This is a genomic window from Ignavibacterium sp. (assembly GCA_032027145.1).
Lineage (GTDB): Bacteria > Bacteroidota > Ignavibacteria > Ignavibacteriales > Ignavibacteriaceae > IGN3.
This window is the reverse complement of record JAVSMP010000001.1, coordinates 2,740,979-2,765,242: the sequence shown is the minus strand read 5'-3', so window position 1 is coordinate 2,765,242 and position 24,264 is coordinate 2,740,979. Positions and strand designations below refer to the sequence as shown.

Annotated in this window: 25 protein-coding genes; 13 read left to right on the top strand and 12 right to left on the bottom strand. The window is 32.6% G+C overall.

The annotated features are described in order from the left end of the window. Positions 1 to 199: 199 nt before the first annotated feature. Both mltG and ROY99_11635 read left to right on the top strand, forming a co-directional pair. Positions 200 to 1,189, top strand: a complete 990-nt coding sequence (gene mltG / locus ROY99_11640) for an endolytic transglycosylase MltG (protein ID MDT3697029.1) — start codon at positions 200 to 202, stop codon at positions 1,187 to 1,189. After that, on the top strand, positions 1,186 to 2,838 hold the full coding sequence (locus tag ROY99_11635) for an Ig-like domain-containing protein (GenBank protein ID MDT3697028.1): 1,653 nt from the start codon (positions 1,186 to 1,188) through the stop codon (positions 2,836 to 2,838). Before mltG ends, ROY99_11635 begins: the two co-directional genes overlap by 4 nt. Before the next feature lie 21 nt (positions 2,839 to 2,859). Here ROY99_11635 and hutI read toward each other — a convergent pair whose 3' ends face one another. Both hutI and ROY99_11625 read right to left on the bottom strand, forming a co-directional pair. Continuing rightward, positions 2,860 to 4,101: an imidazolonepropionase gene (gene hutI / locus ROY99_11630; GenBank protein MDT3697027.1), complete on the bottom strand. Its 1,242-nt coding sequence runs from the start codon at positions 4,099 to 4,101 to the stop codon at positions 2,860 to 2,862. After that, on the bottom strand, positions 4,101 to 4,643 hold the full coding sequence (locus tag ROY99_11625; protein ID MDT3697026.1) for a hypothetical protein: 543 nt from the start codon (positions 4,641 to 4,643) through the stop codon (positions 4,101 to 4,103). Before ROY99_11625 ends, hutI begins: the two co-directional genes overlap by 1 nt. 406 nt (positions 4,644 to 5,049) lie before the next feature. On the opposite strand from ROY99_11625, the gene glgA reads away from it, so the two are divergent. The 8 genes from glgA (at position 5,050) to ROY99_11585 (ending at position 13,964) form a co-directional block, all read left to right on the top strand. Further along, a complete protein-coding gene (gene glgA, locus ROY99_11620) occupies positions 5,050 to 6,546 on the top strand; it encodes a glycogen synthase GlgA (GenBank protein MDT3697025.1) in 1,497 nt (498 codons plus the stop codon). 4 nt (positions 6,547 to 6,550) lie between these two features. After that, positions 6,551 to 7,123 carry an HAD family hydrolase gene (locus tag ROY99_11615; protein ID MDT3697024.1) on the top strand — a complete coding sequence of 191 codons (573 nt, stop codon included), beginning with the start codon at positions 6,551 to 6,553 and terminating at the stop codon, positions 7,121 to 7,123. Next, positions 7,124 to 8,314, top strand: coding sequence for a hypothetical protein (locus tag ROY99_11610; GenBank protein ID MDT3697023.1), 1,191 nt, complete (start codon positions 7,124 to 7,126; stop codon positions 8,312 to 8,314). Beyond that, the gene (locus ROY99_11605; GenBank protein ID MDT3697022.1) at positions 8,314 to 9,561 is read left to right on the top strand and encodes a hypothetical protein; all 1,248 of its coding nucleotides are present in this window, start codon (positions 8,314 to 8,316) and stop codon (positions 9,559 to 9,561) included. Before ROY99_11610 ends, ROY99_11605 begins: the two co-directional genes overlap by 1 nt. Before the next feature lie 28 nt (positions 9,562 to 9,589). After that, positions 9,590 to 10,822 (top strand): hypothetical protein, encoded by a 1,233-nt coding sequence (locus ROY99_11600; GenBank protein ID MDT3697021.1) that lies wholly within the window; start codon positions 9,590 to 9,592, stop codon positions 10,820 to 10,822. Positions 10,823 to 10,917: 95 nt separating this feature from the next. Continuing rightward, entirely contained in the window at positions 10,918 to 12,213 is a 1,296-nt protein-coding gene (glyA, locus tag ROY99_11595) for a serine hydroxymethyltransferase (GenBank protein ID MDT3697020.1), read from the top strand. A 12-nt stretch (positions 12,214 to 12,225) separates the two neighbouring features. Further along, positions 12,226 to 12,987, top strand: a complete 762-nt coding sequence (tatC, locus tag ROY99_11590; GenBank protein MDT3697019.1) for a twin-arginine translocase subunit TatC — start codon at positions 12,226 to 12,228, stop codon at positions 12,985 to 12,987. Positions 12,988 to 12,989: 2 nt separating this feature from the next. After that, complete coding sequence (locus ROY99_11585) at positions 12,990 to 13,964, top strand: polyprenyl synthetase family protein (protein MDT3697018.1); 975 nt, start codon at positions 12,990 to 12,992, stop codon at positions 13,962 to 13,964. A gap of 99 nt (positions 13,965 to 14,063) precedes the next feature. Here ROY99_11585 and ROY99_11580 read toward each other — a convergent pair whose 3' ends face one another. From ROY99_11580 to ROY99_11570, 3 genes are read right to left on the bottom strand one after another with little or no spacing between them, the layout of a single operon-like run. After that, positions 14,064 to 14,543, bottom strand: coding sequence for a universal stress protein (locus ROY99_11580; protein MDT3697017.1), 480 nt, complete (start codon positions 14,541 to 14,543; stop codon positions 14,064 to 14,066). Beyond that, entirely contained in the window at positions 14,527 to 15,084 is a 558-nt protein-coding gene (locus ROY99_11575) for a cyclic nucleotide-binding domain-containing protein (GenBank protein ID MDT3697016.1), read from the bottom strand. The genes ROY99_11580 and ROY99_11575 overlap by 17 nt, the downstream gene beginning before the upstream one ends. 9 nt (positions 15,085 to 15,093) lie before the next feature. After that, the gene (locus tag ROY99_11570; protein ID MDT3697015.1) at positions 15,094 to 15,858 is read right to left on the bottom strand and encodes a 1-(5-phosphoribosyl)-5-[(5-phosphoribosylamino)methylideneamino] imidazole-4-carboxamide isomerase; all 765 of its coding nucleotides are present in this window, start codon (positions 15,856 to 15,858) and stop codon (positions 15,094 to 15,096) included. 258 nt (positions 15,859 to 16,116) lie between these two features. Between ROY99_11570 and atpD the strand changes: the two genes are divergently transcribed. The 3 genes from atpD (at position 16,117) to ROY99_11555 (ending at position 18,277) form a co-directional block, all read left to right on the top strand. Beyond that, complete coding sequence (atpD, locus tag ROY99_11565) at positions 16,117 to 17,529, top strand: F0F1 ATP synthase subunit beta (GenBank protein MDT3697014.1); 1,413 nt, start codon at positions 16,117 to 16,119, stop codon at positions 17,527 to 17,529. Continuing rightward, on the top strand, positions 17,529 to 17,936 hold the full coding sequence (locus tag ROY99_11560) for a F0F1 ATP synthase subunit epsilon (protein MDT3697013.1): 408 nt from the start codon (positions 17,529 to 17,531) through the stop codon (positions 17,934 to 17,936). Before atpD ends, ROY99_11560 begins: the two co-directional genes overlap by 1 nt. Before the next feature lie 116 nt (positions 17,937 to 18,052). Continuing rightward, complete coding sequence (locus tag ROY99_11555) at positions 18,053 to 18,277, top strand: N-6 DNA methylase (protein ID MDT3697012.1); 225 nt, start codon at positions 18,053 to 18,055, stop codon at positions 18,275 to 18,277. 139 nt (positions 18,278 to 18,416) lie between these two features. On the opposite strand, the gene ROY99_11550 is transcribed toward ROY99_11555, so the two are convergent. From ROY99_11550 to ROY99_11520, 7 genes are all read right to left on the bottom strand, one after another. Continuing rightward, positions 18,417 to 19,037, bottom strand: a complete 621-nt coding sequence (locus tag ROY99_11550) for an LON peptidase substrate-binding domain-containing protein (protein MDT3697011.1) — start codon at positions 19,035 to 19,037, stop codon at positions 18,417 to 18,419. Positions 19,038 to 19,158: 121 nt separating this feature from the next. Beyond that, a complete protein-coding gene (locus tag ROY99_11545; GenBank protein MDT3697010.1) occupies positions 19,159 to 19,764 on the bottom strand; it encodes a superoxide dismutase in 606 nt (201 codons plus the stop codon). A gap of 138 nt (positions 19,765 to 19,902) precedes the next feature. After that, positions 19,903 to 20,241 carry an iron-sulfur cluster assembly accessory protein gene (locus ROY99_11540; GenBank protein MDT3697009.1) on the bottom strand — a complete coding sequence of 113 codons (339 nt, stop codon included), beginning with the start codon at positions 20,239 to 20,241 and terminating at the stop codon, positions 19,903 to 19,905. Positions 20,242 to 20,286: 45 nt separating this feature from the next. After that, on the bottom strand, positions 20,287 to 20,559 hold the full coding sequence (locus ROY99_11535) for a hypothetical protein (protein ID MDT3697008.1): 273 nt from the start codon (positions 20,557 to 20,559) through the stop codon (positions 20,287 to 20,289). 82 nt (positions 20,560 to 20,641) lie between these two features. Next, complete coding sequence (locus ROY99_11530; protein ID MDT3697007.1) at positions 20,642 to 21,046, bottom strand: Rrf2 family transcriptional regulator; 405 nt, start codon at positions 21,044 to 21,046, stop codon at positions 20,642 to 20,644. A gap of 69 nt (positions 21,047 to 21,115) precedes the next feature. After that, positions 21,116 to 22,624, bottom strand: coding sequence for an NADH-quinone oxidoreductase subunit N (locus ROY99_11525; protein ID MDT3697006.1), 1,509 nt, complete (start codon positions 22,622 to 22,624; stop codon positions 21,116 to 21,118). Between the two features lie 9 nt (positions 22,625 to 22,633). Beyond that, the gene (locus ROY99_11520) at positions 22,634 to 24,238 is read right to left on the bottom strand and encodes an NADH-quinone oxidoreductase subunit M (protein ID MDT3697005.1); all 1,605 of its coding nucleotides are present in this window, start codon (positions 24,236 to 24,238) and stop codon (positions 22,634 to 22,636) included. Positions 24,239 to 24,264: the final 26 nt, after the last annotated feature.

The window sequence follows — 24,264 nt, the reverse complement described above, 5'->3', positions numbered from 1 at the left end:
GCAAAAGTTCTAAGTTTTATTTTAGGTATTGGATTAAAGTTTCAAGTTTAAATAAAGATGATTACATACAGAACTATGGGCTATTATTCTCAATTAACTATTTTATATTACCACTTAATAATTTATTCACTCTAAAAAATCAATAATAAAGTATTTGTCTGTAAAACTATCCGACATATTCAACAAGTTTCAATGGGTAATGATTATTTCTGTTTTTTTAGCAATACTTGGTGCAGGTTATTATACTTTTTTTACCCCAAATCACTTTGATAAAAGTGCACCTTTTACTTTTGAAATTAAAGAAGGTGAAACTTTTTCAAATGTAACAGATAGACTTTATAACGAAGGAATAATCCCGGGTAAATTTAATTTTAAATTGGCTGCATTTATTTATGGCGCAGAAACAAAAATAAAAGCTGCAAGATTTAAGATTCCAAATGATCTTAGTTACTTGGATCTGCTTGATTTGTTTGTTAATGGTCCAGCAGATTATTTGCGATCTATCCGTATAAATGATGGACAAACGCTTAAATGGCTTGGTGCTAAAGTGAAAAGAGATGTTAAAATTGATTCGGCAGCATTTGTAAATCTTGCAAATGATAAAGAGTTCATAAAATCACTTGGGCTAAATGTTAACACGCTTGAAGGATATTTATTTTCTAAAACTTATAAGATTTACGAAAACTCTTCACCCGAAGAAGCGATAAAAATATTTTACAAAGCATTTACAGATTTTTTTAATGACTCATTACAAAAAAGAGCATCACAAATCGGATTTACAGTTCACGAGGTTTTAACACTCGCTTCCATCATTAAAGGAGAAACAAATCAGCCTGATGAGATGCCGATAATATCAGGTGTTTATCATAACAGACTTAGGATCGGTATGCGTCTTCAGGCAGATCCAACTATCCAGTACTTGCTGACCGGTGGATGGAGAAGATTAACTTATACTGATTTGAAAATTGAATCGCCTTATAACACTTATAAATATTCAGGTTTACCTCCCGGTCCGATTAACAACCCGGGCGCTGATGCAATTCTTGCTGCACTTTATCCCGAAAAGAATAATTATTTGTATTTTGTAGCTGATGGAAATGGCGCACATAAATTTGCAAAAACTTATTCTGAACATTTAAAATATGTTGCTGAGTACCGGAAAATTGTCAGAGAGAAAAACAACAAATGAGAACAATATTATTTTCTTTATCGTTTTTATTTTTAGTTAGCTGTGCTAATCAGCTTCCCCCAGGCGGAGGAGAGATTGATTTAATTCCACCTGAAATAGTTTTTACGTATCCTGAAAATGAAGCCATCAACTTTGATGATGATTATATAGAATTTGAATTTTCTGAATATGTTGATAAAAGGACATTTAAAGAAGCTTTATTTATTTCACCAGCTTTGGATAAGGAACCAGAAATTAACTGGAGCGGGAAATCAGTTGAGGTTTATTTTCCAGAAGGACTAAAAGACGGTGTAACTTATGTTGTTACAATCGGAACCGATGTAGTTGATGTAAATAATAAAAACAGAATGGCTGATGCTTTTTCAATTACATTTTCTAAAAGCAATAAGATTGATAAAAGAGTAATTAGCGGAAAAGTATATGGTAAAGATGCCGGCGGCACTTTGATTTATGCTTATAGATTTAAAGATGATACTACAAAATATCTTTCACGAAAACCTGATTATATTTCACAGGTTGGATCTAAAGGTGATTATCAACTTAAAGGCTTGGCAGAAGCTGAATATAGAGTGTTTGCAGTAAAAGATCAGTTTCGTGATCTTCTTTATCAGGCTGATCAGGATTTGATAGGAATGCCGTTTATTGATATCCCATTGTTAAATAGTGATTCATCATTTGCTGGCTTAGATTTTTTTCTTACTAAAATTGATACTGTTAAACCCCGTATTCACAATATTGTTATGACTGATAGAAATCATATTTTAATTACTTTAAGTGAAGAATGTGATTCTGTTACATATACACCGGAGAATTATTCTATTATTGATTCGACTTTAAATCAAATTATTTCAGTAGAATTTTCTTATTTAAACAAATCAAAGAAAACCGAACTTGTTCTTGTATTTAATCATCAGCTTATAAAAGAAAACTTGTACTATCTTAGAGGAAGGTTTTTAACTGATGCATCAGGTAATAGATTTGAGAATGAAATGAATGAGTTGATTATTTCTGAAAGACCGGATACCAATTCACCCCAAATTATCAATACTTTGCCTGGTAAGGGGAATACAACTGATTTTAAAAATCCTGAAATATTTATTCACTTTGATGATGCTATTTCAAATAAAGATGTTAAAAATCTTATACAGTTTTCTGATACTCTAAAAAACAATCTTTCATTTAACTGCACTTTTATTGATAACGCTATTTTGAAAATCAAACCGGAAAAAGATCTTAAACCGGACACTGATTACTTAGTTACGCTTAATCTTTCAGGATTTTATGATGCTGCTGGAAATAAAAAAGATTCGGTTTTTACATTGAAGTTTTCAACGATAACAGGAATTGAGTTTACAGGTCTTTCAGGTAAAATAAACACTAAGAAAGAAAATGTTAAAATAATTTTACAAAACTTAAAAGATGAGAAAATAATTTTTACTGCAATCCCTGACAATACATCTGTTTATTCTTTCGAAAGGATTAATCCCGGTATCTATACTTTATGGGTGTATTCTGATAAAGACAGCAGTAATAATTATTCTAAAGGTTACCCTGAGCCATTTGAGTTTTCGGAAGAGTTTAAAGTTATTACCGATACTTTAAATCTTAGACCAAGATGGAGTGTGAATGATTATAACATTGAGTTTTAGTAAAAGTGTCTTAGCTGCTAATTATCTTTGAAAAATTATTTCGCCGTTTTTAATTGTATGAGTAACCAGATTTCTTCCGGCATTGTATATAATTTCTGAATAATCTTCAACATCAAACACTGCAAAATCAGCATTCTTATCCAGCTCAATACTGCCGATTGCATTTTCCCTATTAAGTGCCTTTGCCGCATTAATTGTAACAGCATTGATTACTTCTTCCATTTTCATTTTCATTTTTATAGAAGCCAGACTCATAATTAAATGCAGGTTAAGAATATGAGATGAGCCGGGATTATAGTCAGTCGCCAAAGCAACAATAGCATTGTTTTCAATCAATTTTCTCGCAGGTGCAAAATCATAATCAAGAAACAAAGAAACACCCGGCAATAAAACTGCAACTGTTTCAGAATCCGCAAATCTACTTAAATCCTTTTCAGCAATTACCTCAAGATGATCTACGCTTACAGCATTATGTTTAATGGCTATATCTAAACCACCTACATTATTAAACTGCTCAGTATGCAGTTTAAGTTTTAATCCCGATTTTTCAGCAGAAGTAAATATCTGATCAATTTCTTCGGAATTAAATGCTGTTGCTTCACAAAATCCATCACAAAATTCTGCAAGATTATTTTTTGCTATATGCGGAATCATCTTATCAATAATCAGATCAACATATCCTTTATGATTATCTTTAAAATCAGATGGAAAAGTATGAGCACCTAAAAAAGTAGGTACGATATCTATCGGAAAGATTTCATCAAGAAAATTAATAGCATGAAGTAATTTAATTTCATTCTCAAAATCCAATCCATAACCGCTCTTAATTTCAAGTGTAGTAACACCTTGTGCAATAAATTCCTGAACTCTTGGTTTAATCAGTTCAATTAAATCCTTAAATGATGAACTTCTAACTGCATTTACAGTTGTTAAAATTCCACCGCCGCGTTTTGCAATTTCCTCATAGTGTACACCCGCTATCTTTTCCTTAAATTCTTTTGCCCGTGAACCGGCAAATGCTGTATGTGTATGACAATCAATTAAACCTGGCAGAATAGTTCTGCCTTTGAAATTTAAGTTTTGTTCTGCTTTTATATTACCTATTGAAGAATCCGGTATGATGTCTTTAATTATTTCATCTTCAATAATTATAGAGTGATTTTCAAGAGCAGTAATATCGGAAAGGTAATTACCCCGTTTACAATTATTGCCGTTTGTATTACAGGTAATTATTTGTGCAAAACCTGTTAGCAGCTTCCTCATTATTCAAACTTATTTATCTTATCTTTTATTACTTTTGCTTCAAGATAACCTTGCTGATTTAACTTGAATCTAAGTTCATTTGCGTTTCGCTCAGAATCGAAATCGCCCATTTTTACTTTATAAAAAGGCGGTTCAAAATCAATATAAACTTCTTCGGATTTATTACTAAAATATATTTCTGAACGTACTTGATTCGCTTCATCAATATCATCAGTAATTAAAATCAAAACTCTGAAACCATCTGCGCTTCCAACAATAGTTTTTTTCTTTGCTTCGTTAGAGTTTGACTTATATGTAAACCAAATTTCATCAGAAACAGATTCAGTAGTTTTCTTCTCAGCGATTGTGATTTTCGTTTTATAAGGCGTTATATCAAAATCTTCGTTTAATTTTTCTTCATCTTTTTGAGTAGTACTTTTATGTTTGTCATTATTAACCCTATTGTTTTCATTTTCATACCGGCTTCCGGTTGATGCTGAACAGGATACCAATACAAAATAAAGGACTAAAACGAAAGAATAATAAACTCTTGATTTTAGCATTTAAAATTTCTCAATAATTTTAATCAAATATAATCTTTTTATACATAGAATTAAATTCCAAATAAATCTGAAACTCAGTAATCTTTAACAGATAATCAGATCTGCGATTAAAATCCTACAATGGAATAAGTGATGTTAACTCTAATTATTAATCAATAAAAAACTGAGGTTTCTAAGATGATTATATAACTTTTAGATTTAATAATCATTCAACCGAGAAGTTAGATTTCAAAAAAAAACTGTCAATTATTAAAAATTTAATTGAACTATAAATCCATTTTTGCTTATTGATAGTTTAATCAACAATGAAATTAGCAATCATTACTAATGATTGAAAGCTGTAAATCTTTGAGAAACATATGCTTTTTAGTATTTTTGTAAGTCAAATAATTAAAGAAATACAAAAATGGCTGCAAAAAAACTTAAAATATTGTTTGTAACATCAGAAGTAGTTCCATTTGTAAAAACAGGTGGATTAGCTGATGTATCCTCAGCATTGCCTCAAATGCTTTCTGAATTGGGACACGAAGTAAGAATCGTTGTACCCAAATATGGTGCAGTTGACGAAAGAAAATTTAAGATTCATGAAATCGTGAGATTAAAAGATCTGCAAGTAAAGATAGGGGATAAAGATGTTGTTTTTTCTTTAAAGTCTTGTTTTTTGCCTGGACCTAGAGTACGGGTTCAGATTTACTTTCTGGATAATCAAGAATATTTCGGCAGCCGGAATAGTCTTTATACAGATCCAAGAACAGGAAAAGATTATCCGGATAACGATGAAAGATTTATTCTATTAAGCCGCGCTGTAATGGAATTAATTATTAAACTTGGATGGATACCTGATGTAATTCATCTGAATGACTGGCAGTGCGGATTAATACCTGCATATCTAAAAACAATTTACAAAGACCACGAAAGTTTTGATAAGTTTAACACACTATTCACAATTCATAACCTGGCTTATCAGGGCGAATTTCCTATTGCAACTTTTCATAAAACCGGTCTTCCGAAAGAATTAGAGAGTGCTTCTAAAGGTATTGTGCATAACGGAAAAATAAACTTTATGAAAAGCGGACTTATGTTTGCGGATGTAATTAATACTGTAAGTCGAACTTATGCCAATGAAATAAGGACAAAAGAAGAATATGGCGAAGGACTTAAGGAAGTTCTGTCCAAGAGAAAAGATTCATTATTTGGTATTGTAAATGGAATTGATAAAAATGTTTGGAATCCTGAAAAAGATAAGTTGATTCCTGCTAAGTTCTCGGTTAAGAATATTGAAGCAAAACTTGAGAATAAAAAAGAGCTTGCTGATAGATTCGGATTAAAGTTCAGAGAAGATGTGCCGATAATTGGATTAATTTCGCGTTTGTTTAATTCAAAAGGTATTGATCTTCTTCAAAAAGCTTTTCCGGATTTAATGAAATTAAATATTCAGTTAATAGTTCTTGGAACAGGAGATTCTAAATATCATTCTTTCTTCGAAAAAATGGCAATGAAACATTCCGAAAAATTTGCAGTTTATCTTGGATTTAATGATGAGCTTGCGCATTTAATTGAAGCAGGAGCAGACATATTTTTAATGCCGTCTAAATATGAACCTTGCGGATTAAATCAGATGTACAGCCTTGCCTATGGTACTGTGCCTATTGTTCGTGAAACAGGCGGATTAGCCGATACAGTGATAAAGTATAACGAAAAAACGGAAGAAGGTACTGGTTTCGTTTTTAAGAAGTATGATTCTATCGAAATGTTAAAGGAAATTAAAAGAGCAGTAAAAGTATTTGCAAATAAAAAAGTTTGGCAGAGGATAATGCGTAACGGAATGAAGATGGATTTTAGCTGGGATGTTTCTGCAAAACAATATATTGAACTTTACAAGTCAATGATTAATACCGAATAATTTAATGCTGAATAAAGCTGTTTTTTTGGATCGTGATGGTACGCTTAACTTTGATACTGGTTATATCGGTGATGCTGAAAAAGTTGAATTGTTTCCAGATGTTGGCAAATGTTTGGCAGAGCTTAAGAATATCTATCATTTCAAATTGATTGTAATATCAAATCAATCCGGAATTGCCAGAGGTTTGATTACCAAAGAACAGGTCGAAAAAATAAATGAAGCCATCAATACCAAGCTAAAAGAATTTAATGTACAAATTGATGCCTTTTTTTATTGTCCTTATCATCCCGATTTTAATGATATAGAACTATGTAAATGCAGAAAGCCAGAAATCGGAATGATCATCGAAGCCGTAAATAAATTTAATGTTGATTTATCAAAATCATATTTTGTAGGTGATTCAGAAGTTGATATTTTAGCTGCTAAAAATGCAGGCTTGAAATCAATTCTTGTTAGAACAGGAAAAGGTGATCTAAGTTTTTCTATCTTGCAAAATGACAATAATTTTCCAAGTTTTGTAGCCGAAAATTTTACTGAAGCATCTAAACATATAATTAACGATTCCACCGGAGTTTAATTGATATTTAAAAAAATATTTTCATTTCTAGCCTTAATTATAACAGGTATTTTATTATCCCATTGTAATGATTCTCCAACTGATTTAGGAAGTAATTTTCTTAATCAGGATGGTGTTGAAGTAAAGAAATTTGACTCAATGGTTGATTCTATATCACAAAACTCATTTGACTTCAAAAAAGTTTATATTCTTGGCAATGCATCGCATGTTTTATTAGGTAAAACTGAAAATGTAACTTCGCATATTTTATTAAAGTTTGCCTTTCTTTTACCTGACTCAATAGTTAGTGAAATTAAATCTCAGACTATAAATGTTATTGATTCATACGTTACATTAACTAAAGATTATTCCTTTGGAAATTCAAATGGCAGTTTTGATTATAAAGTATTTAAGATTAATGAGTTTTGGAGTTCTTCTGATTTTACCTCAGATGATTTTGCCTCTCTGTCTGTTGATAATGTTGATTTAAGTTCTAACAGAACATCATTAAACGATACAACCTATACATTTCATCTTAGCAACGAACTAGCAACATCCTGGCTGAAGAATTATGCTGATACTTCATTAGGTAACAATTATGGTATCTTACTTTCACCTGAGGATAATACACAGAAAGTACTGGGTTTTACGGCATATAATGTAAGTGATGTTAATGTTCCTATCCTGAGAGTTGTGGTTCAGAAACCCGGAGCTTATATAGACACTTTGATAGGGTATATTACTTTAGATGTTAGTGCAATAATTGGTTCAGTGGCAGATGTTGGAACTGAAAATCTTGCTATACAATCAAGTCTTACATCTGAAATGCAGCTTAACTTTGATTTTTCTGTTTTACCTAAAGATATTGCTATTAATTCAGCAAAACTGACTTTGACTATTGACACACTCCAATCAAAATTTGGCAGTGATTTTGAAAATTCGTTGAGTGTTTTCCTTATTGCTGATTCAACTAAAGATAGCTTGAATAAAAATTATTCTTATAAATTAAGTAGAAATGGTAACACTTTTTCAGGTGATATAACTTATATTATCCGTGCATTTAACAATAATGTGGATAATCAGGGAATTTTGATAAAATCAACACAGGAGTTTTGGGGATTAGAGATTTTTGCAATTAAAGGAAGCAATGCTTCTAATATTTCTGATCGTCCAAGGCTGGAAATAATTTATTCCAAAGGAGGTAAACGATAATGAAAACTCTGTTATCAACCTCCATTTTTTTAATTATTCTTTCTGAAATTCTTTTTGCCCAGAACTCTTCTGTTTATTCCAGATATGGAATTGGTGATTTTGAATATAGTTACTCATCTAAGCTTATTTCTATTGGAGATATTGGTGCTGCACTTCTGGATCAGGATCATTTATTGGTTGCAAATCCTGCCGGGTGGACTGTAATGTCCAAAACAAGAATTGAATTTGGTTTTGGTTACAAAGGTGTTTTAATCTCTGATGCAAATCGCTCAGTATATAATAGTGAAACAGATTTTAAAGGATTTACTTTCGGTTTTCCTATTAGTCGGGATCTTGGTATTGGAGTTGTGACTGGTCTTGTTCCATTTTCACGGGTTAGTTATAAAGCTAAAGAGAATTTTTCAGCACAAAGTGAAATTCCGGAATACTCTGTTGAGTATGAAGGCAAAGGCGGTATTTCTAAATTATTTGTCGGATCGTCTGTTTATTTACCTTTAGGTTTTTCTGCTGGTGCATCACTGGATTATTACTTTGGTAATATTGACTATATCTCTAATATTAATTTTAATCAAAGTGAAACTCTTATTAATACAAAGTACGAAAGTCTGCGAAGATCAACAGGATTTGGAGGTTCATTTGGAATCATTTCTCCAAATCTGGCAAATGAGCTTTCAATTTCATTTTTAGATGATTTAAGACTTGGTTTTTCATATAATGTATTGGGAAATCTGGATACTGATACTCTTTTTACCTCTACATCGCTCTATTTGGTGGACACTATTTCTTCAGGGCAGACAAAAATGAAGATTCCACAAAGATTTAACGGCGGCATAAGTTTTGTTTTTAATGAATTGTTTTCTTTTAATTTTGATTATATGTATCAGCCAATGAGTGAATATACTTTTAATGAAAAAACAGAAATTAATCTGCGAGATATAAATAAATTCAGTGTAGGTTTTGAATATAAACCTAAGAAAGGTATGGGAATGAGTGAATGGGAACAAATTATCTGGCGTTTGGGTTTAAGTTTAGAACAAACACAATATATTTTTAATGGTACAGGAATAGATCAGCTAGGAGCTTTTGTTGGCTTTTCTTATCCATTAGGTGCAGAAAATTCAATTGATGTTGCGCTGCAATATTCGAAACGCGGGACTACAGAAAACAGCTTATTAAATGAAAATTCAATAAGAGTTTACCTTGGCTTAAGTCTTGGCGAACTCTGGTTTTTGAGATATGATAAATAGTTCACTAATAATCACAAAGGTGCATAAAGTGAAAACACTAATACAAACTATAACATTAACATTGATTATAAGTACTGTTGTTACATTTGGACAAACTGCTGATTCAATGAAAATAATTACTGATTATAGCTTAGGTACTGAGTATCATAAGAATAAGGACTTTGAAAGCGCAATGCCTTATTTCTGGTCAGTTGTTGAAGCAAATCCGGTAAAATTCAGTAAATGGATATATTATAAAATGGAAGAATCACTATGGGCAATACACGATTCTTCTACTACTTCTCAAGAAATGGTTAAAGAAGTGCAGGATACAATTTTATATTTTTATGATCTTGCAATTAAATACAGACCAGAGGATAGAGGATATTTTCAAGCTCGCAAAGCTTATGTTTCGGAAATATGGCTGCATTTGCCAGCTTCAATTACAATTCCGGATTACGAACAGGCAATTCAATGGCAGCCTGATTTATCTTCATTCTATTATAACAGATTAGGTCAGCTTTATATAAATAATGATGATGGTACGAACGATTTTAAGCAAAAAGCAATTGATATCTATACATTGCTTTCTGAAAGAGAACCTGATAATCCGGTTTGGGGAAGTATTGTTACCGAATTGTTTGGAAGTATTGATGAAATATTAGCTTTTCAGAAGGAAGCCTGGCAAAAAGATCCTGAAAATATAAAGAAGGCTAAAGCATTAGCTGCTACTGCAATTCAGGCAAGCGAGTGGAATGAAGCAATTGCACCTTTGGAGTTTTTAATAAGTAAAGAACCAGATAATGTGGGATTCTTAACTCAACTTGGTAATGCATATACAAAGTTAGATAATACTAAAAAATCTGAAGAAGTTTTCTCCAAGCTAATTAAACTCGAACCAGAAAATAAGGATCATTACTTCTATTATGGTAAAGCTTTAATGGATGCCGGAAAATATTCTCAGGCAAGAACTCAATTTTTAAAAGCAAGTGAACTAGGGAATAACTGGGCTTTACCTATTTTTTATGAAGGATTTTTATATGAACAATCTGCAAATAGTTGTTCGGATTTTGATAGAAAACTTGTTTATTTGTTAGCTCAACAAACATACAGAAAAGCATTAAATATGGATCCCAATCTTAATGAAGCTAAAGATAGAATAAATGCTTTATCTGGTGTTGTTCCAACTAAAGAAGATTTATTCTTTAGAAATATTAAATCAGGCACTTCCATACCAATAACTTGTGTTGGTTGGATCGGTAGAAGTGTTACTGTACAATAGCTCACTTTTGTTAATTTTCGTTAAAAAGGTTTCTTGAGATTTCAGGAAACCTTTTCTAATTTTACTTCATTCATTCATCAAATTAAGCGGTTAAAATGGAATCACATCTAAAAAAAGACTCAGAATTATTTAATGTCCTGCAATTAGAAATTGATAGACAAAAGAATAAACTTGAATTGATTGCTTCGGAAAATTATGTAAGCCCAGCAGTCCTGGAAGCCTCTGGTACAGTACTTATGAATAAATATGCTGAAGGTTATCCGGGTAAAAGGTATTATGGTGGTTGTGAGTTTGTTGATCAGGCAGAAGATATTGCCAGAGAAAGATTAAAGAAACTTTTTAATGCTGAGTATGTTAATGTACAGCCTCATAGCGGCTCTCAGGCAAATATGGCTGTTCTAATGACTTTTCTAAAACCAGGAGATAAATTTCTCGGGTTAAGTTTAGCCCATGGTGGGCACTTAACACATGGCTCACCTGTTAACTTTTCAGGTAAGCTTTATGAAGCAGTAGGGTATGAATTAAATGAACAGACCGGTTTACTTGATTATGATAAAATCTCTGATATGGCTAATAAAGAAAAACCAAAACTGATCATTACAGGTGCAAGTGCATATTCAAGAGATTGGGATTATAAAAAGTTCAGAGAAATAGCAGATTCTGTTGGTGCTTTATTGATGTGCGATATGGCTCATCCTGCAGGTTTAATTGCTAAAGGATTGCTTAATAATCCGTTAAAATATTGTGATGCGGTTACTTCAACTACACATAAAACTTTAAGAGGACCAAGAGGCGGTATAATTCTCATTGGAAAAGATAAAGAGAATCCATGGGGATTGACTACACCAAAAGGTGATAGAGTAAAAATGATGTCTGAATTAATTGACAGTATGGTTATGCCGGGAATTCAGGGAGGACCATTGATGCACATCATTATGGCAAAAGGAGTTTCATTTGGAGAAGCACTTTCTGATTCATTCAAAGATTATGTTTTACAGGTAAGAAAAAATGCTCAGACATTAGCAGCAAAATTGATTGAATATAATTTTGATATTGTTTCCGGTGGAACAGATAATCATCTTATGCTGATTGATTTATCAAATAAAAATATTACCGGCAAACAAGCTGAAATAGCTCTTGAAGATGCCGGAATTACAGTCAACAAAAATATGGTGCCTTTTGATAAGAGAAGTCCGTTTGTTACAAGCGGAATTAGGATTGGTTCTTCTGCTCTAACTTCCCGTGGAATGAAAGAAAAGGAAATGGAAATAATTGCAGATATAATTAATAAAGCAATCAATGGTTTCGAGAACAAAAAAATACTTAGCGATTTACAGCAAGAAGTAAAGAAATTAACTGCACCATTCCCATTATTTGCAGAAATGAAGTAATATTCTATTATCGTGACTGAAGAATTAGCAAAAGAAGATATAAAACAGGAGGATGCAGCTTCTGAAAGAGAAATGACGTTTCTTGAACATCTTGAGGAACTCAGGTGGAGAATAATTTATTCGCTTATTGGTGTTGTTGTCGGGACAATTGTTGCCTGGATATTTATTGATTTTCTTGTTGATGTAGTTTTACTAAAACCTGCTAAAGATTCAAATGCTTCACTACAGAATTTAAAACCATTCGGTCAGTTATTTTTATATGTGCAAATTGCGATAATGGTCGGGATAATTCTTAGTATTCCAAATCTGTTTTATCAACTATGGCAGTTTATTGCACCAGCATTAAGAAAACAAGAACGAAGATATATACTTTGGATTGTTATCTTTTCTTCACTTTGTTTCTTAGCCGGTATAGCATTTGCGTATTTTGTAATGCTTCCTTTATCTCTTAAGTTTGCAGCACAATTTGGATCTGAGTCAATTAAGAATGAGTTTGCAGTAGATGAGTATATGTCAATTATTATAAGTGTTATGCTTGCAGCTGGATTAGTATTTGAGTTGCCTATGATTTCATTTTTTTTATCTAAACTTGGAATCCTTAAACCGAGTTTTATGAGAAAATACAGAAGACATGCATTCGTTTTTATTTTGGTTGCTGCTGCTTTTTTGACTCCCGGAACCGATCCCGTATCACAAATAGTTTTAGCAGTTCCATTAGTGCTGTTATATGAAATAAGTATTTTGATATCCAAATTTTCACAAAAAAAGTCTTGATAATGTCTTCTCTTACTAAAATAAGCCGACCAATTAAAAATGAATTAGCTCAATTTGAAGAAATATTCAAAACTGCTATGCGTTCTAATGTTGGAATTGTTGATCTGGTTGCAAGATACATTATCAGACAGAAAGGAAAGAAGATTCGCCCAATACTTGTTCTTCTTTCTGCTAAAATATCCGGCGGAATAACTGAAAGAACTTTTCGCGGTGCCAACCTTGTAGAATTACTTCATACAGCTACACTTATTCATGATGATGTTGTAGATAATGCTGATAAGAGAAGGGGAATATGGTCTATCAACGCAATCTTTAAAAATAAAGTTGCGGTACTAATGGGTGATTATTTACTCTCACGCGGTCTGATGATTTCTGTTGAAGGTAAGGATTATGATTTTCTAAAAGTTATTACAGAAGCAGTAAAAAGAATGTCTGAGGGAGAGCTGCTGCAAATCCAGAAAACAAGAAAGCTTGATATTGATGAAGAAACTTATTTTAAAGTTATTTCAGATAAAACTGCTTCTTTGTTGGAGACTTGCTGCCTGATTGGCTCTATGAGTACAACCAGTAATTCAGAATTTATTGAAGCTATGAAAAAGTTTGGTCACTCAATAGGAATGGCATTTCAGATCAGAGATGACATTCTCGATTATGAAGGAACAACTAATTTAATTGGCAAACCTGTAGGCGGTGATATTAAAGAAAAGAAAATAACTCTTCCTTTAATTTATGCTCTTAACAAAGTATCTAAAAGTGAAGCAGCAAGAATAAGGAATATCCTTAAGAATGGTAATGACAAGACTAAAGTAAAGGAAATTATTGGTTTTGTAAAAGCTAATAACGGAATCGATTATGCTTTGAAGATTTCACAAGATTATTCTGTTCAAGCCAAAGATGCTCTTAATATCTTCCCCGAATCTGAGATGAAATCATCTCTGATAAATTTAGTTGACTTTGTTACACAAAGAGAAAACTAATCAGAAAAACCGCTTTATTGAAATTATCCTTATTAATCAAAAAACTTTCCTGTCAAATCAGATTTGATATTATTATTAAATTATATAACAGAAAATTTACTAAGCTTTATTGTTTTCTTCCTTATGATTATAACCTTTAATTGGTTCGCGCAATGTTAAAACAGGACAAGGTGCTTTTCTTACAACCTTCTCAGCAGTGCTTCCGAATATTATATGCTCTACACCTGTATGACCATGAGTTGCAATTATAATCAAGTCAATATCTTCCTCTTTTGCTGTCTCAATGATCTCAAGAAATGGTTTTCCCGTTTTAATTATAGTTTTTACATTTGAATTAATTTCTTTCTTAGCAAGTTTATCAAGCTCCTCTTTTGCACGTGTATCCCATTCAGTACTAAAAGAAGGCATAGCAATCTGACCCATACTAAAATCCAAAGGATATATAACAGGTTCGACAACATATATCAGAATAATTTCAGCATTAAAAAGTTTTGAGAAATTAACTGCATATTTTAATGCACTTTTGGAATAGTCAGAAAAATCAATAGGTACAAGAACTTTTTTAATTGTTGATTCCATCTTCATTCCCTTTCTCTTGTGGTTTATTGTATTGCAGATTATGGAAATCTTCGTTGACTGTTCTTAATCTTAATGCAAGAATATTGCAAATACCGGTAAGAATTTTTATCCCTTTCTTTGGATACTTCTCAATAAATTCGTCCAGATCAGGTTTGAATATTACAGATATTTTACAAGCTGTTTTAGCAACAGCCGATGCAGATCTTTTCTCACCATCAACCAGTGCAAGTTCTCCAAAAAAATCACCTCGCGAAAAAACAGCAAGTGTATTTTCTAGACCAAAATCATTAGTCCTTTTGATTTCAACTTCTCCTTCACGGATAAGGTAAAGACCAATTCCGGGATCACCCTGATAAAATATAATTTCGCCGGCAACATAAGTACGGCTATGAATAATACTCATCAGTGATGTGATATCTCTTTTATTAAGCTCTTTGAATATAGGAATAGATTTAAGTGAATTTATTAAATCAGTTTCTTCAGTAGGTGAATTAAAAATATTTACCCAAAAACTACTATGAACAACTTTTTCTTTTTCCATATAAAATCCTCAGTTAAATAATCCGGATTCAGCTACCCGCCATAATTTCTGGCAGGGGAATCTGTTTTCATAAAATGCTCTTCCAATAATAACAGAATCTATTCCAATCGGAATTAATTCTTGAAGATCAAATAATTCATCTTTATTTCGAACTCCGCCTGAGTGAGTTACTTTTACTTTGCATTTTTCAGCAATAGATTTAGATAACTGTATATTAGGTCCTTGCATAACCCCGTTACGATTAACGTCTGTAACAATAACCCGGTCAATTCCTATTTGTATCATCTCCTTAACAAAGTCAAAATAATTTAAATCTGATTGTTTTTGTCTGCCGCGGGATACAAGCTTATTATTAAGAATATCTATTGAAAGTACTATTTTGGTGGGTCCGAATTTTTCAAATAATTTTATAAACTCAGGACGGTTTTCCAATGCCATTGTATTGATAGCGATACGATAAACTCCAAGATCAAAGATTGCTTTAGCTTCATCAATACTTCTTACACCACCTGCAAATTCAATTGGTATGATTACGGAATTACATATTTCTTTAATTATATCCTGATTTTTATTAGAATGATCAAATGCTCCATCAAAATCAACTATATGCAGCATCTTTGCATTTTCTGCACGCCAAAGCATTGCCATCTCAACAGGATCATCATCGTATTCACGGCAGTCTAGTTCAGGAATTCCTTTAATAATTCTGACAGTTTTTCCATTTTGAATATCGATAGATGGAATAACTAACAGTTGCTTTTTAATTGAAGCCATATCTTAATGAACACAGTTATTTATTTAAGATAAAAAATAACTAAATCAATTGACAAAGTAAAAGAAGAATATAATTACCTTAGAACTGCAATTTGTTAATAAATACTGTCTGAAATTAACCGGAAAATGAGAAAAGATTCAATTTATTAACTGCTTGAAAATGAATAGATAAATTTAATTCTTATGATATAAAAAAGTTGTAAAAAAAGGGCATTAAACTTAACTTTGTTACTTAAATTATAACTAATAAGGTAAAAAATGAGCGAGATAAAAGGCAAAATTATTCAGATTATCGGACCTGTTGTTGATATCGAATTTGAAGGTGGTCATCTTCCAAATATTTATAACTCAATAAGAATTCCAAGAGTCTCTACAGAAGGCAAAAGTGAGGATCTTGTGGTTGAAGTTCAGCAGCATCTCGGTGAAGATAGAGTAAGAGCAGTTGCTATGGATTCAACTGATGGATTAGTTAGAGGTATGGATGTGTTTGATACCGGTAAACCAATAACTGTTCCTGTTGGACCTGCAACTCTCGGTAGATTGATTAATGTAATTGGTGATGGAATTGACGGACTTGGCGAAATAAAATCAGAAAAACGATATCCAATTCATAGAGCTGCCCCTGCGTTCAAAAATTTAACTACTAATACACAGATGTTTGAAACCGGTATTAAGGTGATTGACTTGATGGAACCATACAGCCGTGGTGGTAAAACAGGGCTATTTGGCGGTGCAGGTGTTGGTAAAACAGTAATCATTCAAGAATTGATTGACAATATTGCAAAACAACACGGAGGTTATTCTGTATTTGCCGGTGTAGGTGAAAGAACACGTGAAGGAAATGATCTTTGGCTCGAAATGAAAGAGTCGGGTGTAATTGATAAAACTGCATTGGTATTTGGTCAGATGAATGAACCGCCTGGCGCAAGATTGCGTGTAGCTTTAACAGGATTAACGATTGCTGAATATTTTAGAGATGAAGAGGGAAGAGATGTTCTTTTATTTGTTGATAACATTTTCCGTTTCACTCAGGCAGGTTCAGAAGTATCCGCACTTTTAGGAAGAATGCCTTCAGCTGTTGGTTATCAGCCTAATCTTGCTACTGAAATGGGTGCACTACAGGAAAGAATTACTTCTACAGATAAAGGATCAATTACATCTGTTCAGGCAATTTATGTTCCTGCAGATGATTTAACTGACCCTGCTCCTGCAGCTGCATTTGCCCACCTTGATGCAACAACTGTGTTAAGCCGTCAGATTTCAGAGCTTGGTATTTACCCTGCTGTTGATCCGCTCGAATCAACTTCAAGAATTCTTGAGCCTGGCATTTTAGGACAAGAGCATTACGATGTTGCAAAAAACTGTAAAGAGATCCTTCAGCATTACAAAGACCTTCAGGATATCATTAACATTCTTGGTATGGACGAGCTTTCTGATGATGATAAAATTGTAGTAAGAAGAGCCAGAAGAATACAGAGATTTTTTAGTCAGCCTTTCCACGTAGCTGAAGCATTTACAGGTAAAGCAGGAAAATATGTTAAGTTGGAAGATACAATCCGCGGTTTCAAGGGAATCATTGATGGTAAGTATGATGATCTTCCTGAATCAGCGTTTATGTATGTCGGTACAATTGAAGAGGCAATTGAAAATGCTAAAAAGATGGCTGGATAATGTTTGAATTAAATTTAGAAATAATTACTCCATCAAAGTCTGCTTTTAATGGTGAGATAAAAGCAATTACAGTCCCGGGAACAAAGGGCAGATTTCAGGTACTAAAAAATCACGCTCCAATAATCAGTACTTTCGAAGTCGGAATGATTAAAGTTGATCTGCCTGATGGAAAATCAGATTACTATGCAACAGCAGGCGGCACAATTGAAGTTCTTGACAACAAGGTTCTTGTGTTAGCTGATTCAATTGAAGAAGTATCTGAAATAGATGAAGAACGTGCATTAAAAGCTAAACAAAGAGCAGAAGAGAGATTATCTGCAAAGAACAGCAAGATAAATATTACAAGGGCTGAGGCTGCACTGGCAAGAGCTAATAATAGAATCCAGATCAAGGAAAAGTATAAATAGGTAACAGACTTTTTTAGATTAAATTATTGACAGATATTGATCGCTTATCTCTGCTATTTATATAAGTGATTCTTATTCGAATGTGTATTAATGAATTTCCCAGTTAACTTTACTTTATTAAAGTAGCTAATCCTTACCATCCAAAGTTTTTTTCGTTATTTTGCAGGGAAGCACTCACTTACGGAAGACAGGATTTCTGGACAACAACTTCAAACAAGCAGTTGAATTTTGTTCAGCATGTACGATCAATGCTCAAAGCAGATGGCAAAGCTGCAGTAGTTGTTCCTGATAATGTTTTGTTGAAGGCGGTGCAGGAGAAACAGTTAGAAAAAGACTGCTGAAAATGTAGAAACAGGACTGGCAAGCTTTAAGGAAATTATTGAAGGATTGAATGGGAAAGGGTGAGATTTACAAATAGCCGGTTATGTTATTAAGTGAGAATCCGAAAAATTAATATCATAACTTTTTAAGAAAATATTCTTAATTCAAATATCCATTATTCATTATAATGCGTTTCAGGTTTTCTGCAGCAGATACTTTCTCTTTAATCGATAGAAAATAATTTATCAGATAAGTTAATCTGTCGTTTTCATTTTTCAGGATTAAAAATTCCTGTTGCTGCTCATAACTAAGTCCCGATTTTTCTGCAATCTTGTACGATTTAAGCTCTGCATTTTTGAAATTATTCCAGAATGATTCTTCCAGTTTATAGTTTGCTAATTCAACAATTTCTTCAAATTTCGATTTCAAATAAGAGATAAGACTGTCATCAATATTAAAACTGGCATCAGTATATTTTTCAACTTCAGCAATACTATATCCATCAGGATGAGTATAAATATTAGCAATCAAAAATCTTTCAATCCCTGTAACAACAATATCTGATTCCCCGTTATCATAGTATTTCAATACTGAATCTATTAATACATAAACACCTACATCAGATATTTTATTATCAAATGAAGAAACAATTCCGAATCCTGATTTTTCCCTCAGACATTTTTGAATTAAAATCTTGTATCGTTCTTCAAATATGTGTAATGGATATTTTGAACCTGGGAATACTACTAAGTTTAACGGGAAAATAGGTATTGTTTTCATATTATTTAAGATGCAAATAAAATGGAATAATCAAATAATAGAGCAATGTAATAAAGAAGTAGTGGAGTGATGGAAATTTTAATAATGTTTTATTCCAAAACTCCACTATTTCAAAAGAGACTTATGCTTTAGAAAAAAGCTCGTTAACTTTATCCCAGTTAACAACATTCCACCAATTATCAACATATTCAGGTCTTCTGTTCTGATACTTCAGATAATAAGCGTGTTCCCAAACATCAATACCTAAGATTGGTGTACCTTTAACTTCAGCAACATCCATTAAAGGATTATCCTGATTTGGAGTTGAAGAAACAACAAGTTTTCCATCCTGAACAAGTAACCAAGCCCATCCGGAACCAAAACGAGTTGCAGCAGCAGTATTGAATTTAGATTTAAATTCGTCAAATGAACCAAAAGCTGAGTTAATTGCATCAGCAACTTTACCGTTTGGTTTTCCGCCGCCATTCTGTTTCATCAATGTCCAAAACAAGGAATGGTTCCAGTGACCGCCGCCGTTATTTCTAACTCCGGCAGGAAGTTTTGAAATCATTGTAAACATTTCTTCTAAAGATTTTCCCTCGTGTTCAGTTCCTTCCAATGCTTTATTAAGATTTGTAACATAAGCGTTGTGATGTTTTGTATGATGAATTTCCATTGTCATTTTATCAATGTAAGGTTCAAGTGCATCATACGAATAGGGAAGTTGGGGTAATTCAAATTTAGCCATAGTATTTCTCCTTATATATTTATTGATTTTATTTAACTTGTCTTCTGTATTACTAATCAAAGAAACAGCGGGAATACTACCCAATGCAATAATAAACTTTCTTCTTTGCATAAATGTTACCTCTCTGTTTATTTCAAATTAACCTTCACAACCACAGCTTTTAGTATCGTTAGGATTTTTAAAAACAAATCCCTTTCCATTCAAACCATCAGAATAATCTAACTGGATACCGCTTAGATAAAATAAACTTTTACCATCTATCAAAAGTTTAAGTCCGTTTTGTTCGATAATTGTATCACCATCTCTTGTGTCAGGATCAAATCCTAAAGAATATGTTAATCCTGCAGCTCCACCGCCTTTTACTCCGATTCTCAATCCAAATTCCGGAGTAATTTTATTTTCCTCCATAATTTTTTTTATCTCGTTTACTGCTTTTTCAGTAACGGTAATTTCAGCTTCTGTTTTATCTGTATTCATATTTTCTCATTATTTTACTCAGACAGAAGTGTGAGTATTGTTAGATTAAAATGAAAAAGGATCACCTGGTTTTGTTGTAACAAATTGCGGATAATTCAATCTCCAGCCTATTTTACTTGTTTTAACAAATATGCCGGTTGATTCAAAGTAATCAGAAAAAAGTTTAGAAAGCTCTTCGAGTTTTTGGTACGATAGGTATATTCCTCTTTTTTCAAGAAAGCTTTCTAATCCATATTCAAAATCTCTTGAAAAAACATTTGAATTATGAAATAGAGGAAATTTAGCTTTCAGATAATTCAAGAAAATTTCATTTTCCATTTTTAAGCTTTCAAATAAGCTCTGAACATTTTTGTTACTCATATTATTACACTCTTCTTTGATTTATAAAATTTACTTTTACTTAAATAATATGTGATAGCTTAGTTTCTAAAAATACTTTATCAATTTTCTGCTGAACAGATGCAAGCGGATCCTTTATTGTGCAGTGTTCTTCATAGCAGCAAGATTTTTTGCTTTCATATCTTAAGCATTCTGCAATTTGATAATCAGGCTCAACTGCTTTGATCAAATCTATTAGTGAAATATCAATCGGTGATTTTGATAAAACATATCCGCCTTTAACACCTTTATAAGAAACCACGATCTGATTTTTTGATAAGCTTTGTAAAACTTTGGATATCAACTCATACGAGAGATTAAAACTATTTGCAATTTCTTTGGCTGTAATTGCAGTTCCCTGATTTTTAACTGCCATATATCCGGCAGCCATCAATGCATATTCAGATTTTTTTGAAAGTTTTAGCATATTGAAATAAGACTAAATTAGTCGGTTATCAACTTAAAATAAAATAGTTTTATTATCAACCTGGTGTGATTAAAATCCTAATAACTGTACTGACTCTTTAGCAAAGTTTACCAATGGACTAAAATAAACCCCAAGTACTAATGTAGGGATAGCCATAAACATCAACACAACAAAACTAAGCGGGTTCAAATTAATAGAAACAGTTTTTTCAGATTTAATCAAGTACATCACTCTTAAAACTCTTATATAATAGTAAAGTGAAACGACAGTGTTCAGCAAAGCGATAATTGCAACAGTTATCATGTTTGCATCAACTAATGCAATGAAGAGATAAAGTTTACCGATAAATCCGGCAGTAGGAGGTAATCCTGTCAGTGAGACCAAAAACAATCCTAATAAGGTTCCAAGAAATGGAAGTGAATAACCGAGCCCCTTATAATCTTCAATATCTTCTGAATTGATTTTATTTGCAATAAGCATAACAACGTAAAAAGCGCCAAGGTTCATAAACATGTAAATAAAGAAGTAAACCAATACTGCAATTAAACCTTGATCAGAAAAAACAGATACTCCGAGCATTAAATAACCGGCATGAGCAATGCTTGAATAAGCCAGCATTCTTTTCAAATTATCCTGCCAAAGAGCTGCAAAGTTTCCAAAGGTCATTGTAATAATCGCAATAATAATCAGAAGAATTTGCCAGTCAATATAACCAATCAATTGCCAGTAACCATTTCCGGTTAATGAATCAATAAATGTAACCTTAAGAAAGCGTATCAGCACTGCAAAACCAGCAGCTTTACTTGCTACAGAAAGGAAAGCAGTTATAGTAATCGGAGCGCCTTCATAAACATCGGGTGTCCAGAAGTGAAAAGGAACTACAGAAATTTTAAATCCGATACCGGCAAAAATTAAAATAACAGATATTAAAAAAGTAAGCTGACTTGCTGCAGGGGTGTTAATCAGTGCATTTATTTCCTGAAGATTTGTCGAGCCAAAAATTCCAAATAAAATAGATATACCAAAAAGCATAATACCTGATGATGCTGCACCGTAAATAAGGTATTTCAACGAAGCTTCGCTGTTTCTAAGAGAAGTTTTTACAAATCCTGCAAGGATATAAGATGAAAGTGAAAGAAGCTCTAATGATAAATAAATCAGAATGAGATCGTTTGCAGAGATCATAAAGAACATACCGATTATCATTCCAAATATCAGTCCGTAATATTCACCGTGTCTGTTTAAACCAGTTTCAATTTCTTTTGATGACATTGAAAACAAAATGATTAAGAACGAACTAATAAGTATGATGACTTTGAAGAACAAAGAAAACGGATCGAGTGAAAGAAGACTCAATTGTGCTGAAACAGGGAAAGCGGGATCAGATTTACCAAATTGATTTATTAAAAATACAAAAGTTGTTATCAGTCCGATTAAGGCAATATACGGCAGATATTTTTTGTTTTTATGAAATATCAAATCTGATAGAATAATTGCAACTAAGGTAAGAGATAGTACTATCTCAGGTAAAATAGAATTAAGACTATTTATTAAATCTGGTATAATCAATTTATTCACTTCAAATAATTAGAATGAATTAAAAGCACTATAAACTCCCTGTGCATCAGTAATAAACTTAACCATTGCATTTACAGATGTATTCATCAAATCAAGCATAGGCGAGGGATAAACACCTAAAAAGATAACAATAGCTGTAAGCGGGACAAGCATAAAATACTCTCTTGTAGTAAGATCTTTCAGTTCTTTCCATTTTTCATTTAATGAGCCGAGATATACTCTCTGCATAGTCCAGAGCATATAAGTTGCACCCAATAAAATACCAAGTGTTGATATTGCTGTAAAGACACGTGTAGTAGCTGAACCAAATCCGCCTAAAAATACCAAAGCTTCAGAAATGAAACCGCTCAAACCAGGTAATCCGATTGCTGCAAAGAATGCTATCGTTACAAATCCGGTATATATAGGCATTTGTTTACCTAAACCACCAAAAGCGTCTAAGTCTCTGATATGGGCACGGTCATAAATTACTCCGACAATTAAAAAGAGCATAGCAGTAATTGTTCCGTGGTTAAACATCTGAAGAATTGCTCCAGATATACCAATAGTATTTAGACCTGACATACCAAGTAATACAAATCCCATGTGCGAAACAGATGAATATGCAATTAGCTTTTTAAAATCCTTTTGAGCCATAGCGGTTAATGCGCCATAAATAATGTTGATCATACCAAACATTGCAATCCACCATGCAAGCTGATATGTAATTTCCGGAAAAACAGGAAAACACAATCTTAGTATTCCGTAGGTTCCCATTTTAAGCAGCACTCCGGCAAGAATAACACTGATTGCTGTAGGAGCTTCTACGTGTGCATCTGGTAACCAGGTATGGAAGGGGAACATAGGAATTTTAATTGCAAAGCCGGCAAAAAGAGCAATGTATGCTAAAAGTCTTAAGTTATTCGGATTCAATGGAGATAATATTCCGTTAGAAGTATAATTAGCTGGATTCATCATCTCAAGCATATTAAATGTAAACACTCTTGTACCATCGGCAAGTGTTTCCATTGAGCTGAAATATAAACCTATCATTACCAGTAAAATGAAAATACTTCCAAATAAAGTATAGAGGAAAAACTTAATTGCAGCATATTCTCTTCTTGCTCCGCCCCAAATACCAATTAAGAAATACATTGGGAGTAACATCAATTCCCAGAAAACATAGAATAAAAAGAAATCAAGGGCAACAAATGTTCCCATCATGCCGGTATCAAGCAAAAGAAACATTGCAAAATATCCTTTGACAGATTTATCAATACTCCAGGATGATATTGTTGCAATAAAAACTACAATAGCTGTAAGCAGCACTAACGGCGTGCTTAATCCGTCAACGCCGAGAAAATAGTCAATTTTAATTTTACCAATCCAAGCAAAGCCGGTAATATCAATCCATCTGAATTTTTCTACAAACTGAAAGGAGGCTGGGTCATTAATACCTGCAGCAGAAAAATTATAGCCCATTAAAAGAAAGATTGATAATACTATCTGTATTCCTGTAACTAATAGAGTAGTTATCTTAATTGATTGCACCTGCTTTTTGGGAAGCAGAAGAACAATAACCATTCCTAGTATAGGCAGGAAGGTTAAAAAAGTTAGTATCGGAAAATTATTCATTTTTGTATTACCTGTTTTTCAAACTT